The organism is Tundrisphaera lichenicola, from assembly GCF_051175385.1.
Taxonomy (GTDB): domain Bacteria; phylum Planctomycetota; class Planctomycetia; order Isosphaerales; family Isosphaeraceae; genus Tundrisphaera; species Tundrisphaera lichenicola.
In genome coordinates, this window is record NZ_CP195106.1 from 6621359 (window position 1) to 6635121 (window position 13763).

Below are 13763 nucleotides of genomic sequence, written 5' to 3' on the forward strand. Positions count from 1 at the left end.
GAGGCTCTCACGCATGCTCAACTCACGCATAACGCCTATTTTTCGGCTAAGCGATGGGCTTGTAAGTGTCTCCAGTTGGCATCGAGCCTGACCGAAATGCGCGGTCCAGAAACGAACAAACCCCTAATTGCTCAGGGGTTGTGTCGTCTTCTGTCGTGAACTGTCACCAGAAGACAGTCCACATTGAAGTGGAGGCGGCGGGAATTGCAAGAGAATCCCGAAGGTTACAAGTTTCGGCCCCGAAACGACTTGCGGTTCGCCTTGTCCCCACTGCCTGCACATTGCCTGCACGGAAGAGGCAGAGGTTGCAGACCTCATGCGACTGGTCGAGGCTTGGCCGAAACTACCGGCTTCGGTGAAGGCTGAGATCCTGCGACTGACCAGTCAATTTCGTTGAGTCGGGAGTGCTCCCCAGCCAAGGGGAGAATGGCCTCGTTGTAGGCTTGGGCAGCGATTCGCTCGTCCTTGAACGCCCCGACGTAGTGATCCTTCCCCAGCCAATTGAAGCGGACGATCCACCTTTGCTTCCGGGTGTTCCACCAAACGCCTTTGTACTTCGACACCGAACTTTTCTTCTTCCCGCGGTTCATCTGGTTGCGGTACTTGTCGGAGAATCTCAGGTTCTGCCGCCGGTTGTTCAAGCCGTCCCGGTCGATGTGGTCGATGATCTGACCTGTCTCCGCCTCCATGATGACGCGGTGCATGATCAGGCGATGGTTTTTGTTGTAAGCGTAATAGCGGCCGGTAGATCGGTCGAGCTTGGCGTAACAACGGTAGGGCGCGACAAGGAGCCAGTCTCCGTCGTCGATATGGGCCACCTTGCCCTGTGTGAGCTGTATCTCCATACAGCCCAAGCACTAGCGCACTTTTCACAAAGCCACAAGCAGATAGTGCAAGCCTCCACCCCCTCCTGACACGCCTTCCGTCAGGGCCGCGATCATGGATCTGGCGCGGGGTAGCTGAGTCTCGGGATGCGGGTTGGAGGCGAGAGGAATTGAACCCGCGTCGTGAGAAATCCCTCCAAATATCCGTGTTAAATCAGTGACCTTCCTCACGATCTACCCGGTACGTTTGCTTAGGCCTACCTGATCACTCAGGTTTGTGGGTTGATCCTGAGCTATCGTTGGGACCTACAGGACTGCCCAGGATATTTCATGCTTCGCAAGAGGTAACAAGACGCTACAGACGCTCCACGACTTTCCAGGCGATTCAGGCGTCTCCAAGATGATCAAGGAGTCGCAGCGAGATTTTTTTCCTGGCACAAGGCTTGCCTTCCCGGCCCTTCGATCTATCATTCCACATGTTCAGCCACCACCACCCACGATCCCGGGATTGCCCCCGATGCGGCAGATTGCCCTGCTCCCATCGCTGATCGCTGAGCAGCCAGCCGACCTCGCGGCGGCGGTCGTAGCGGCGTCGGATCGTCAGGTTGATGACAAGGGGATCGAGGATGCAGTGGGTCGCGACGAGTTTGGGGTCTCGTCCGATGCCCTGAACTACCACCGCATCGTCTGGCGGTGCGCGGAAGAGTGGGGCGAAGGGGAGTTCGATCGACAACTTGCCCGCGAAGTCAAAGGCGAGATCTGTCGACGTCGTGGATATGACCCCGACGATTTCGAATCGGCCTTACTCGCGACGAAAGCACGGGCCCGACTTCCCTTCGGGTGGACGGCTCTCGATCTCGCGAGATTCCGCGCCCGCCTCAACCCGATCCGGCTACTCGACGGGGATCTAGCCGAGTCCCGTCTGGCCACTGAGATCGCGGCGATCGCCCTGCAGCTCCAGCACCTTCAGAAGGAGAAGGCGATTCTCTTGCCAATCGAGCAGTTACGGGAGATGTTCGCCCAGCGGAAGGTGGTCGTCTCTGGTGCGGTGATGCGGCTGGTCGAGGCGGGAATCTTGCGGTGCGTGGACGAGAAATACCATACGGGCAAGGCCAGGGAGTTCATGTTTATCGGCGAAGAGCATCGCCATTTCGAGGTCGCGTCTCCGCCTTGATGGCAGGCGCAAAGCGAAACCGGCGACAGCCCCGATGAGGCGATCGCCGGTTCGTGTGTTCTCGAGAAGCATGCAGCCGGGTGGCGCTAATCGCCAGCGGACCGAGAGATTCAGCCCTCCCAACCACGTCGAGATTATACCCTCCAAGAGCATGATGTCAACGGCCGGAGCGGCGCAAATCCTTGGTACGCCTTGAGTATCCACGTGTATCCTGTAAAGTCCTGTGGGTCCGACCGAGTAACTCTATTGCCCTCCAAGCGTTCCGGGAAATCCTAGATGTTCCTCCTCTATCTTGACGATTCCGGTTCGGTTCAGAATCAACACGAGGAATATCTCGTGCTTGGGGGTGTCTGCGTCGCTGAGCACCAAGTCAACGCATTGACGCACGCATTGGACGAATTAGCTGGCCGATTCGATGCAACCGATCCGGACTCTGTTGAATTTCACGCTTCCGCGATCTACAGCGGGAAGGAGGCCCCGTGGAATAACCTCAAGAAGCCCGAAGAACGGCGAGAGGTCTTGAAGGAAGTTCTCCGCGTCTTCAAGGACGCCGATCTGCCTGCGTGCGCCTTGGGGTGCGCCGTCCACAAGAAGTCGTTTCCTGGTCAGGACCCGATGGAGATCGCCTTCGCCGAACTCTGCACTTGGTTCGATGACTTTCTCCGAAATCGCCATCAAGGTGGAGCCCCCGACGAAAAGGGGATCATTTTTCTCGATGAGAGTACCTACGAGACATCACTGCGACAGATCGCTCGGGATTTCCGCCGCAAGGGCCTGACCAGCGAGAACGGTCGATACATCATCGACGGGCCGCATTTTGTGAAGTCGAAGACGACTCGGTGCGTCCAACTCGCCGACCACGTCGCATACGCAGCCTTTCGATATTTTCATGCAAAGGACAACAATTATTTGAGTGTTGTCCTCAACCGTTTTCAATCGGACGGTAGGACATTCCAAGGGCTGCGCCACATGGAGGCAAATATTTCCGAATGCACCTGCCCCGGCTGCCTCACCATGCGGGCTTGCGCCGGCACCTTGACCAAGGTCTGACGAGCACCACAAACGGCGTCGACTGAAGGCGTGCCCCATGAACGACGACTACCAAATTCATCTCAACTTTCTCCCCGTCATCGGCGAACTCCCGTCATTCGGGATCTTTCGCAAGGCGCGCGAAGGGTCGGATCGTCGCCCCGATGAAGATTCGGCTTCGTATTCGTTCGCGAGCGGTAACGACCGGGACGTGCGAGCTTCGTATTGGGTCAGGACTTCTCCGGCCGATGGGTATGAGAAATATGTCGCCCGGGCGGACGAGAACAATAACCTGACGCGATACGCTTTGCATCATGCTCTTCTGAAGTCGGTAAAAGCCGTTTTGCACGAGGATCAATACGTTGTACGCGATCGTGGATTTTTGAACGAAATCCATCTGGTCATGAAGCATCATCCCGAAGGGGAAGAGCATCTTGTCATTCAGCCCTACCATCTTCGAGAGCTGGGCCAATTCGGCTGCCTCGTCGATTTCCAGTTTCGCAAGAATGATGAGTTCCCCTTCTCCCGCCGAATTCAACAACTGAGCCTCAGCCTCGATCGACAGTTCAAGCGCAATCTCGATTGCTACATTGATCGGCTTGAGAAAATCCGTGCCTTCGTCAAAGAGCGGGCGGGAATCTTCACTGGCCTTCGGTTGCCTGGGTCAGCGACCCCTTTCAGCCTGAGTAAGGAGTTCGCCCCGCTCCCGGCCAGGCGGCTGCGGTCCAAATCCTACATCTTCGGCAATGGACGCGAGTCGCGGAGCCAGTTCTCCGGACTTCGAGACCACGGACCTCTCCTCCCCCTTAAGGCTGCACCGAGCCTTCTGTTTCTGTTTCGCGAACAGGACCGAGTGGCGGCCCGAACGCTGGCGATGGCGCTGAAAGGGACGAAAGGGAAGGAGCGTTACAGCTTCCCCGGTTTCGGCAGCCTGTTCAAGACCGAGCTGCACATCGACGGCGACCCGATCATCTTGCCCGATCTCTCCGAAGCATCAATGGCGGCGGCACTCGTCAAGGTACAGGCTAAGCGGGCAAACATGCCTGGCATGCTACCGGTGATGGTGCTCCCCGAGGGGGATGACAACGGCTATCTCGCCCACAAAGCCGACTTTGCACACGCAGGCATTCCGACCCAAGTATGTACATTACGGGTTATACAAGACGAATACGCGTTGAAATGGGCGATCGCGAATATTGCCCTCCAGATATTCTGCAAGGCAGGTGGCCAGCCCTGGAAGGTGAGGCCCACCACGGAGCCTACGCTAATCGTGGGGATCAGTCAGTCACATAAAACCAAATATGTTGAAGGCAAGAAGAGCATTGAGAAATACTTCGCCTTCAGTGTGATGACCGATAACAGTGGGCTGTTCCAAAGGATTCAGGTTCTCGGTGAAGGCGGGAGCAAGTCCGAATACTTACGCCAACTTCGGGCAAACCTCCAAGCGGTCCTCGCGGAAGGATCCGAGCAGTTCGCCAGGGTAGTTGTACATACTTCGTTCAAGCTGAAATTCGATGAGATCGACGCGATACAAGAGACGGTCTCGGAGGCCGCCCGCCGCGGCGACGGGCAACGCTGCCGGTTCGCCGTGGTGAAGGTCAATCAGAAATGCCGGTTCTTCGGAGTCAATCGGCACGTCAACAGTCTAGTGCCCTATGAAGGGACGGCCGTCAAGCTCGGCCACCACGAACATCTGGTGTGGTTCGAGGGGATATTCCCCGATAAAACCACCGTCAGCAAGGCATTTCCGGGGCCGACGCACCTCCAATTCATGCGAATCAGCGATGGAGCAGGTATCAGCGACGACGACCTGCTCCAAGACATCATCAATCTCTCCGGCGCAAACTGGCGAGGTTTCAACGCGAAGAGTGCACCAGTATCGGTATTCTACTGCCACCTCGTGGCCGACCTCGTACATGACTTCCACGACAACGGACTGCCCCTGCCGCAAGTCCAAGTCATCCGGCCATGGTTCCTATAAAAAAGTATGAACACGCGATCCACGGACATCATGTTTCTGCTCGGTGCGGGCGCGAGCGTAGAGGCGGAAATTCCTGCTTCCGCGACGATGATCAACGAGATCGAAGGGCTGCTGAAGGAAAACTCCGACTGGAAAGAACATCTTGATCTTTATCACCATGTAAAAAGTGCCATCTACTACTCCTCAGGGCTCAAGGGAACTTTTGGCAACGGGGTACCTTACAACATCGAAACCCTGGTGAATTCGCTCTATGAGCTGGAGCGGAATGAGGAGCATCCGCTTTATCCCTTTATCGCATCGTGGAATTCACGTTTTGTCTCCCTGGCCGGCCCACACTTCGATAACATCAAGAAGTTCCGCCGGATGATCCTGAGAGAGCTAAAGAAGTGGATGTGTCCTGAAAACGCCTCGAAGGGCGACTATTACCAGGGGTTCACCCGACTTCAGAATGACCTCAATTATCCCCTTCGAATTTTTTCCCTCAACTACGATGGCCTGGTAGAACGTTTGAATCAGCCACAGTTCCGCATTGAGGCTGGATTCGGCGGGCACGGGACCGATCATGTATGGGATTGGGAGCGGTTCGAACATAGCGACACCGGTTCGAACCCGCTCCCGCAAGTCTTCCTGTACAAGATCCACGGCTCAATCGACTGGAAACGCGACACCAGCAACAATCTCTATCGTGTTGAGCAAATCGAGCGAGTAGAACCAGATCGCATGGAGATCATTTTTGGGCGTGATTTCAAGCTTGACGCCGCCGATCCATACCTTTTTTATGCGTATGAGTTCCGGCGATTTTGCCTCTTAGCGAAGATCATCGTCACCGTCGGATATAGTTTCGGTGATTCACATATCAACAAAATGCTCGTCCAATCCCTCAGAACAGACGCTGATCGCAGGCTCGTGGTAATCGCAAGGTGCAGCAAGAACGAAATAGCCTCCAAACGGGCCGAAATTGCCGAGCGGTTAGGCGTTGCGACGGACAGAATATTTCCCCAGCAGGGTTCCGCAAGAGCTTTCCTCGAGAACGTCAAACTCTCCGAGACCCTGTTGGGGCTGGTGCCGAAATCGGCTGGCTCGCCATTCTGAAAGCTTGGATAGGGCGATGATGCAGGTTCTCCACCGCTTCGACGACCTCAGCATCTGGAAGCAAGGCGACCAGCGCGCCCCGCACAAACCCCTCCTCGTCCTCTACGCCCTCGGGCGGTGGCAGGCGGGGCAAAAGGACGTTTCGTTCCGGCAGGTCGAACCCGACCTTACCGCCCTGCTGCGCGAGTTCGGCCCGCCGCGGAAATCGGACCACCCCGAGCAGCCCTTCTGGCGCCTCCAGCGTGACGGCGTCTGGACCATCCACGCTCCTCCCGGCTTGGCTCTCAAGACCGGGGACGATATTCCTCGGGTCACCGCCCTGAGGTCGCATGACGTCCGGGCCGAGTTCTCGCCCGAGGTGCAGGCCGCCCTCACCGCCGATCCGGGCCTTTCCGCGGCTATCGCCTCCCGTATTCTCGAGCGGCACTTCCCCGAGTCGCTGCACCAGGACATCCTGAACGCGGTCGGGCTGACGCTAGAGACTACCGTCGCCCGCCGCAAGCGCGATCCGGCCTTCCGCCAGCGGGTGCTGAAAGCTTACGAGTACCGTTGCGCCGTGTGCGGGTTCGATGTGCGGCTCGGCTCGGTGACGATCGCCCTGGACGCCGCTCACATCCGCTGGCACCAAGCCGGCGGTCCGGAGACCGAGAGCAACGGGCTGGCGCTATGTGTCCTGCACCACAAGACGTTCGACTTGGGAGTCTTCACGATCCGCGAGGACGTTCTGCTCGTCTCCGACCAAGCAAACGGCACGACCGGGTTCCAAGAAGTCCTGATGGCCCACCACGGGAGGCCAATCCGAGAAGCCCAGCATCCTGATTGGCGGCCGGAGCCGGAGCATCTCGACTGGCACGGGCGGGAGGTTTTCAAGGGTCGGGCGAGGCATCTGGGGTAACTTGGGTGGTCGCGCTCTTGGCGCATGCACGCGTGCGCGAGAAGATGACCCAATTGGCCGCGCCTCGTCGATGCCGCTGGCGTGTGAGCTATTTGCCCGGCGATTCTTGCAGGCGATTCTTGACATGGTGCATTGCCTCATCCCAATCGACGAGGCTTACCAACTCGGTTTTAACCTCGACCAAGCCTTCACCGACCGGATAGGGCTCGGCGAGGGCACCCGAGCGTGAACAAAAACGAGCTAATCCCGTCGGCGCGGCGTCTGATTCACTCGCTCAGGGACATGGGGTATGAGTTCGCCTCGGCAGTGGCCGATTTGGTGGATAATTCCATTGAGGCGGGAGCGACCTTCGTTGCCATCGACGTGGAGTTCGATGGAGACGACTCCTGGGTGCGTATCGCGGACAACGGTCGCGGAATGGCCCCTTCCGAGCTGCGGGAGGCCCTGAGGTACGGGGCCGAGCGCGACTACGAGGAGGAGGATCTTGGCAAGTTCGGGCTTGGACTGAAGACCGCTTCGCTGAGCCAGTGCCGTCGGCTCACCGTGGCCAGCCGTACCAACCCGCAGCGCGCCGTTGTTGCCGCATTTTGCTGGGACCTCGAGCACATCGGGACCACCGACCGATGGGAGATTCTCCCTGTTGGGCCGGGTGAGACAGGCCCGTCCGTCCGATCGCCTCTCAAGGACACGACAGGCACCGTCGTTCTTTGGCAGCGTTTGGACCGGATGCTCGGATATCAGCTTCCATATGGCTTGATCGCCCGGAAGCGGATGCTGGCGATGTGCCGCGAGTTGGAGAGCCATCTGGGGATGGTCTTCCACCGTTTTATCGCCGGGGAGGTACGGAGCAATAAACTGAAGATCCTCGTAAACGGCAACGAGGTCACCCCCTGGGACCCTTTCGCGCGAGATGAGAAGAAGACGAAGGTGAGGGCGTCTGCCGAACTAGAGGTTGAGCACGAGGGTATCAAGGGCGTCGTAAAGATTGAGCCCTTCGTCCTCCCTCACCAGCAGGATTTTAGTTCCCCGGAATCCTTCAGACGGGCGAGCGGCCCCGCGAACTGGAACCAGCAACAGGGATTCTACATTTACCGGGCGGGCCGCCTCATCCAGAGCGGTGGCTGGTGCCGCCTGAGAACCGTCGACGAGCATACGAAGCTCGCGCGAATTGCCATCGGATTCAATCCGGTTCTCGACGAGGCGTTCAAGATCAACGTCGCGAAGATGCGAGTTCAGATGCCTCCCCAGATTCGCGAGGAGGTCCTTAGGCTACTCACACCGGTTATCAGGCTCGCTCAGGAGACTTACCGCAAACGCTCGCCCGATCCGGCGCCCGCTCCAGCTCCGGCCGCCCCCGCGCCTTCTGCATCGCCACCGACAATTCGTCCGGCTGGGCCTTCCCCAACTTCGCCCGCGCCCAGGCCCGATACCAGCCTTTCGAATGGTCCGGCCCGCAATCCGGATCACGCAGGGGACGAACGCTGGAGCCTGGTTGATTTGCAGCGACAACTCGAGGAAGTTGCGGAACCGGCGGAGAAGCCCGTCATCGCGCGGGTCTTTACCAGGCTCCGGACTCGCATGAACGGAAAAGGAACTGGTCGATGAATTTTGAAGCCGCCCTGAGCGTGGTTCGTGTGCTGATCGCCCAGAACATCCCGCGGGATCAGGCTGTCTCGAACCCGGCCGTGCCGGTGGCGCACCGGGCCAGGATCCAAGAAGTACTGGATCAGGACGATAATATCATCCTCGCTCCCGCGAGGATGGTTGTGGCCGCGGCACGGCGGGATGAATGGCTGCGACAGTTGGACAGGTCTGAATGGTACTACTGGCCGCGCCTGCGCGAATATCTGCTCGCGGAAAAGCGATGGCATGCTCCTGCCGTTCGATCGCTGGACCAGACCACTGATCGCATCCTCGGTCAGCTCTCTCCTCCAGCTGAGGAGCGGTTCGACATCCGCGGGTTGGTCCTAGGTTACGTCCAGAGCGGCAAGACGGCGAGCTACACCTCGCTTATCGCCAAGGCTGCGGACGTTGGATACCGGCTGATCGTTGTCCTCTCGGGGATCGACAACGGACTTCGTCGACAGACCAACATCCGGCTCAAGCGAGAGCTCGTCGGGTACACCGACAACCGTCCCGGCACTGTTCACCTGCCCCCACTGGGACAGCAATGGCATGAGTTCACTCGCGACGAGATTGACGGGGATTTCCGGCCAGGCTACGCGAACCATGCTGCCCTGCAGGGCTCGCAGCCGGTCCTGCTGGTGGTGAAGAAGAACGGCCCGGTGCTTCGTCGCCTACTCCGCTGGCTGGGTGAGGCCCCCGATGAGGTGCGACGGCGCATCCCGCTCTTGGTCATCGACGATGAGGCAGACCAAGCCAGCGTGGATACGAGGGGCACGTATCAGACCGAGGACGGCCCACTCCCACCCGATTACGAACCACCTTCGACGATCAATGGACTGATCCGGGACCTTCTCAAAAAGTTCCAGCGGAAGGCATACGTCGCGTACACAGCCACCCCCTCTGCTAACATCCTGATCCCGCACGACACGTTCGATCCACGGTTCGAGAATGATCTCTATCCCAAGGATTTCATCGTCGACCTGCCGAGGCCGGATGGTTACTTCGGAGCGGAGGAGCTCTTCGGCCGCTTCGACCCGGACACCGGTGGTAGCGCGGGCGGCCTCGATGTAATCCGTGAGGTCACGCAGGACGATCTGCTCGCGTGGGACAGGGGCGAGTTCCCTGCAGCGCTCGAAACCGCCATCCTGAATTTCGTTGTGGCCGGGGCGGCCAGGGCGCATCGCGGTCAGGGTGATCAGCCGGCAACGATGCTGATTCACATCAGCCATCTGGTCGCTGAACAGCGACAGCTCGAGACGGCTGTCTCTCAAAAGTATTCCGAGCTGAGGGACGAGTGGCGGTACCAGCGCGATCACGGCATCCTCGACCGGCTTAGGAGCCTCTGGGAGCAGGAATTCCGGCCGGTCACGCGCGCGTCACACCTTGACCGCGACACGGATTTTACGTCGATCGAGCCGCACGTCGGCCCGTTCCTCGAGGCCGTCCAGATCAAGGTTATCAACAGTGAAACCGGGGACGTGCTCGATTACGAGCGAGAACCCAGCTTGAAGGCGATCGCCATCGGCGGGAACCGCCTTTCACGCGGACTGACGCTCGAGGGCCTGATGGTCAGCTATTTCGTCCGTCGCGCCATGACCGAGGACGCGCTGATGCAGATGGGGCGGTGGTTCGGGTTCCGTAGGGGATACGACGATCTGACCCGCATTTACACCACTACGGAACTCGACGGCTGGTTCAGCGACATGGCGCTGATGGAACACCTTCTTCGCGGCGATCTGCGGGTCTACGAGGAACAGAATCTGACACCCTTGCAGGTGGGGACCCGCATCCTGCAACATCACACGATGCAGGTGACGAGCGCGGTCAAGAGAAGATTTGCAACAGATACCACGATCTCAGCGTCTTACTCCTTCGCTCTGGCCCAGACTTTCAAGTTCCCACTGCATCTGACCGGGGAATTGGCCCAGCTCTGCGATGAGAATCTCCAGTCTACGCGAGAATTTCTCGCCCGTCTCACGGTGATCCGGCCGCCGACTTGGCCGGCTGAGGGCCCGATGTGGGTCGATATCCCACCCGCCGAGATCCTTGAATTTCTCCGTGTCTTTCGAGTCCACCCGGAGGCGAGCAGCCTGTCTCCATCCCTTATCCGGGCCTACATCGAGCGATTGTCGGATCAGGGCGAACTGCAAAACTGGACGGTTTCCGTCCAGGGACGTTCCACGCCCTCCACACAGCTCGGCAACGCCGAGTGGGGCGTGGAAGGCGGCACGATCAAGCAAATCAGGCGTACGAGGATCGGGGAGACCAACTCCCTGGGCGTGATCACGGAGCCCGGCGACGAGGCGAAAGGGCTATCGGAAACCTCGGCCGCCCTGATGCAGCAGTACATGGCCCAGAACGTGACCGAGAACCGGGCGGCCCGAAGAGCAAGGCCTCCCGAAGAGGGGTTGCTGTTGCTGTACCCGATCAGCCGCCAGTCGGGTCACGAACAGCGCAGGCCCGGAACCCGCCGCCCTTTGTTCGCTAATCCCGACGACGTGAACGCGAGGGATTTGATCGGCATGGCGATTTCCTTCCCGGAGGCGAGAAACCCGCAGGCCGTGGCGGCCTATCTGGTAGGCACTGCGGGCTGGAGCCCGGTCGAATGACGCTCCCTTTCCCCGAAGTCTGGGATAGGCTCGATCCGTCACGGGCAAGTGGAGACGAGATGGCTGCCCGAACGGCCGGTTCGGGGCTGAGCAGGGTCCTGCTCTGTGCCATCGACTCGCAGCACCGCCGCCATCTGCTCATCGCGCTCGAAGAAAGCGACGCCGACCTGCGAGATGTCGAGAGTCGCGGCCTGGGCGTGCACACCAGCGAGCTGGCGGTCCCCGGCCGGGAACCGTCTCGCTACCTGGACATCACCTGCCAGGATGCGATCGGCCATCCCATCCTCGACCTGATAGGCCACGAGCTTCTGGAATCCCTTCGTCCTGTCGACTGCCGGCCTGCCGACGCCGTCCGGCGGGTGCTCGCCAGGTGGCGAAGGTTCTGGAGCCTGATGCCCCGCTCGCTGCTTTCTCGCAGCGACCAGCTTGGCCTGTTCGGTGAGCTGTGGTTCCTGCGCGTGTGGCTCCTGCCCCACGCCGGTCTGACCGCTGCCATCGATCGCTGGCGCGGGCCGACCGGTTCGCGGCACGACTTCGAGTGGCCTGGCCGATCGGTGGAGGTGAAGGCGACAACCTCGACGCGCGGCACAATCCACCGCATCAACGGCGTTGACCAACTCCTGCCGCCGGATGGAGGTGACCTCCATTTGTTCAGTATCCGTCTGCGTGAGGAAGCGGGGTCATCGAACACGCTGCCGGGGCTTGTAAGGGCGATCTCCCACGAGCTGGCGGCCGATGCCGATGCCGCCGACCGCTTCGAGACGACGCTGACCAGGGCCGGCTATTCTCCCATCCATGCCGAGGAATACGAGAAGTTCCATCTCCGCGTGATCGAGGAGGGGCTTTACGCCGTCCGCGATAATTTTCCACGTATCGTTCCATCGAGTTTTCCAGGCGGCGTACCCGGCGGGATCGAGGAACTGGATTACGAGATCAATATCGGAGGGTTTGACCACCTGCGGGTTGCTCGGACACCGGATCAGGCATCGGCGATCCTCCTGTAGTCAGATCAACAGCCGCCGGTCAGGCGAAAGGCGGCAGTGTGGCGTCCTCGCCAAGCAACGCCAGAACTGTGTGCGCAATCGCCCATGCCATGAGCGGCGGCACGGCGTTCCCGATCTGCCGGTAGCAGTCCCCCATGTTTCCCGAAAAGGCAAAGGAGTCCGGGAATGACTGCAGGCGCGCGGCCTCCCGCACGGAGATGGCACGCTTCTGCGTCCCGTCAAAGTGGATGTGCGAGTAGGAGTCCTTGCTCAGGTGGGCGGTCACGGTCCATGACGGTTCGCCGGGCACCAGCTTTCGCCACTTGTCGACGAACTTGTCCTCGGGGTAAGGCGGGAAGATCTCGCGGGCGAAGCTCACAAGTTCGGCTGACCATTCTTTGAATGGAGTTCCGAGCTTCCTCGCCTGCTCGAACTCTTCAAGCAGGCGAGCGAGCGCATCGACATTATCCTCGGGAACAATTCCGTCGAGCCGTTCCCGGAATTTGCGGCGTACCCGCTCGGTGGCAATGGCGATCACCTGAGGGTAACGGTCGCCCGGCTGCATCAGCCCGAATGTGTCATAATCCCGTCGGGTTCGCCTGATGACGTGATCGACAACACTGCTCGACTGGACGAGGCCCGGCCAGCAACGCATCAGCATGGCAAACGCCGAGTGCGGCGGGCGCGGGTAGGGCAGCGGCCGCCGGAAGTCGCCTCTCGGAAGGTGCCCCTCGTTCAGATGGTCTTCCAGCCTCGGCAGGTCGTCCAGTGCCTCCTGCACCGACGTGGCGGACAGTTTCGCCCGGCCGTGGTTCACGTCGAGGTCGTAGTGCATGATGAACGGCAGGTAGGCTGGCAACTGCGACGACCGCGACGAGTTGGCGGTGGTGAAGTAACCGGACGGCATGGTTGCCGAGCGGTGAGACGCCGGCGGCATGGCAGGACGGGCGGCGAGGTCGTTTCTCACGCCGATGAAGAACAGCCGCTCCCGGAACTGAGGCACGCCGTACCACACCGCGTTCAGGACGGCATAGCCCACGCGGTATCCGGAGTCCGCCAGGTCGCCCCCGATGTCCTCCGCCATGTTCTGCCCGCCAATGGAGAGCATTCCCGGGACGTTTTCCATCACGAATGCGCGCGGCTGCCAGCGCCGGACGGCCGAGAGGAAGATCTTGTAGAGCTCGTTGCGCGGGTCCTCCTCGAACCCCTCCTCGCGCTGGCCCTCGTCCCGGAGCGAGTCGATCTTCGCCCGTCCGATCCGCGAGAACCCCTGGCACGGAGGGCCGCCGATCACGATGTCGACGCCCTCGACTCCCGGGATGCTCTCGAGGTCGAAGGAATGCAGGTCGCCCTCTCCCGGGGATGGCACGATGGGCGGATTATCCGGCTGAAGCCGCGTGAAGTTATCCAGGTACGTCGCGTTCGCCGCGTCGTCCTCGTCGATACCCGCCAGGATACGGCAGCCGGCCGCGCGGAACCCCAGCGACATTCCGCCGGCACCGCAGAACAGATCGATAACTCGAGGAGCATTTACCGGCATGCAATGCAAC

10 protein-coding genes are annotated in these 13763 nt (G+C 60.0%); 8 read left to right on the plus strand and 2 right to left on the minus strand.

Going from position 1 to position 13763, the window contains the following annotated elements; genetic code table 11:
• Positions 1-314: 314 nt before the first annotated feature.
• Positions 315-845: an HNH endonuclease gene (locus P12x_RS26070; protein WP_435007950.1), complete on the minus strand. Its 531-nt coding sequence runs from the start codon at positions 843-845 to the stop codon at positions 315-317.
• A gap of 496 nt (positions 846-1341) precedes the next feature.
• Here P12x_RS26070 and P12x_RS26075 point away from each other — a divergent pair, with 496 nt between their 5' ends.
• From P12x_RS26075 to P12x_RS26110, 8 genes are all read left to right on the plus strand, one after another.
• Positions 1342-1998 (plus strand): hypothetical protein, encoded by a 657-nt coding sequence (locus P12x_RS26075; RefSeq protein ID WP_435007951.1) that lies wholly within the window; start codon positions 1342-1344, stop codon positions 1996-1998.
• A 276-nt stretch (positions 1999-2274) separates the two neighbouring features.
• A complete protein-coding gene (locus tag P12x_RS26080) occupies positions 2275-3048 on the plus strand; it encodes a DUF3800 domain-containing protein (RefSeq protein ID WP_435007952.1) in 774 nt (257 codons plus the stop codon).
• A 37-nt stretch (positions 3049-3085) separates the two neighbouring features.
• Positions 3086-5008, plus strand: coding sequence for a Piwi domain-containing protein (locus P12x_RS26085; RefSeq protein WP_435007953.1), 1923 nt, complete (start codon positions 3086-3088; stop codon positions 5006-5008).
• A 30-nt stretch (positions 5009-5038) separates the two neighbouring features.
• Positions 5039-6100, plus strand: a complete 1062-nt coding sequence (locus P12x_RS26090; RefSeq protein ID WP_435007954.1) for an SIR2 family protein — start codon at positions 5039-5041, stop codon at positions 6098-6100.
• 16 nt (positions 6101-6116) lie between these two features.
• Positions 6117-6995, plus strand: a complete 879-nt coding sequence (locus P12x_RS26095) for a phosphorothioated DNA-binding restriction endonuclease (RefSeq protein ID WP_435007955.1) — start codon at positions 6117-6119, stop codon at positions 6993-6995.
• Between the two features lie 225 nt (positions 6996-7220).
• Entirely contained in the window at positions 7221-8600 is a 1380-nt protein-coding gene (locus tag P12x_RS26100) for an ATP-binding protein (protein ID WP_435007956.1), read from the plus strand.
• Entirely contained in the window at positions 8597-11230 is a 2634-nt protein-coding gene (locus tag P12x_RS26105; protein WP_435007957.1) for a Z1 domain-containing protein, read from the plus strand. Before P12x_RS26100 ends, P12x_RS26105 begins: the two co-directional genes overlap by 4 nt.
• On the plus strand, positions 11227-12234 hold the full coding sequence (locus P12x_RS26110) for a PD-(D/E)XK motif protein (RefSeq protein WP_435007958.1): 1008 nt from the start codon (positions 11227-11229) through the stop codon (positions 12232-12234). Before P12x_RS26105 ends, P12x_RS26110 begins: the two co-directional genes overlap by 4 nt.
• Positions 12235-12253: 19 nt before the next feature.
• Here the strand turns inward: P12x_RS26110 and P12x_RS26115 are convergent, their stop codons facing one another.
• The gene (locus P12x_RS26115; protein WP_435011729.1) at positions 12254-13753 is read right to left on the minus strand and encodes a DNA cytosine methyltransferase; all 1500 of its coding nucleotides are present in this window, start codon (positions 13751-13753) and stop codon (positions 12254-12256) included.
• Positions 13754-13763: the final 10 nt, after the last annotated feature.

Excerpts from the sequence above, each read along its gene's own strand:
- P12x_RS26110 (WP_435007958.1), top strand. The coding sequence starts at position 11,227 with ATGACGCTCCCTTTCCCCGAAGTCTGGGATAGGCTCGATCCGTCACGG.
- P12x_RS26075 (WP_435007951.1), top strand. The coding sequence starts at position 1,342 with ATGCGGCAGATTGCCCTGCTCCCATCGCTGATCGCTGAGCAGCCAGCC.
- P12x_RS26095 (WP_435007955.1), top strand. The coding sequence starts at position 6,117 with ATGATGCAGGTTCTCCACCGCTTCGACGACCTCAGCATCTGGAAGCAA.
- P12x_RS26115 (WP_435011729.1), bottom strand. The coding sequence starts at position 13,753 with ATGCCGGTAAATGCTCCTCGAGTTATCGATCTGTTCTGCGGTGCCGGC.
- P12x_RS26105 (WP_435007957.1), top strand. The coding sequence starts at position 8,597 with ATGAATTTTGAAGCCGCCCTGAGCGTGGTTCGTGTGCTGATCGCCCAG.
- P12x_RS26070 (WP_435007950.1), bottom strand. The coding sequence starts at position 845 with ATGGAGATACAGCTCACACAGGGCAAGGTGGCCCATATCGACGACGGA.
- P12x_RS26080 (WP_435007952.1), top strand. The coding sequence starts at position 2,275 with ATGTTCCTCCTCTATCTTGACGATTCCGGTTCGGTTCAGAATCAACAC.
- P12x_RS26090 (WP_435007954.1), top strand. The coding sequence starts at position 5,039 with ATGTTTCTGCTCGGTGCGGGCGCGAGCGTAGAGGCGGAAATTCCTGCT.
- P12x_RS26085 (WP_435007953.1), top strand. The coding sequence starts at position 3,086 with ATGAACGACGACTACCAAATTCATCTCAACTTTCTCCCCGTCATCGGC.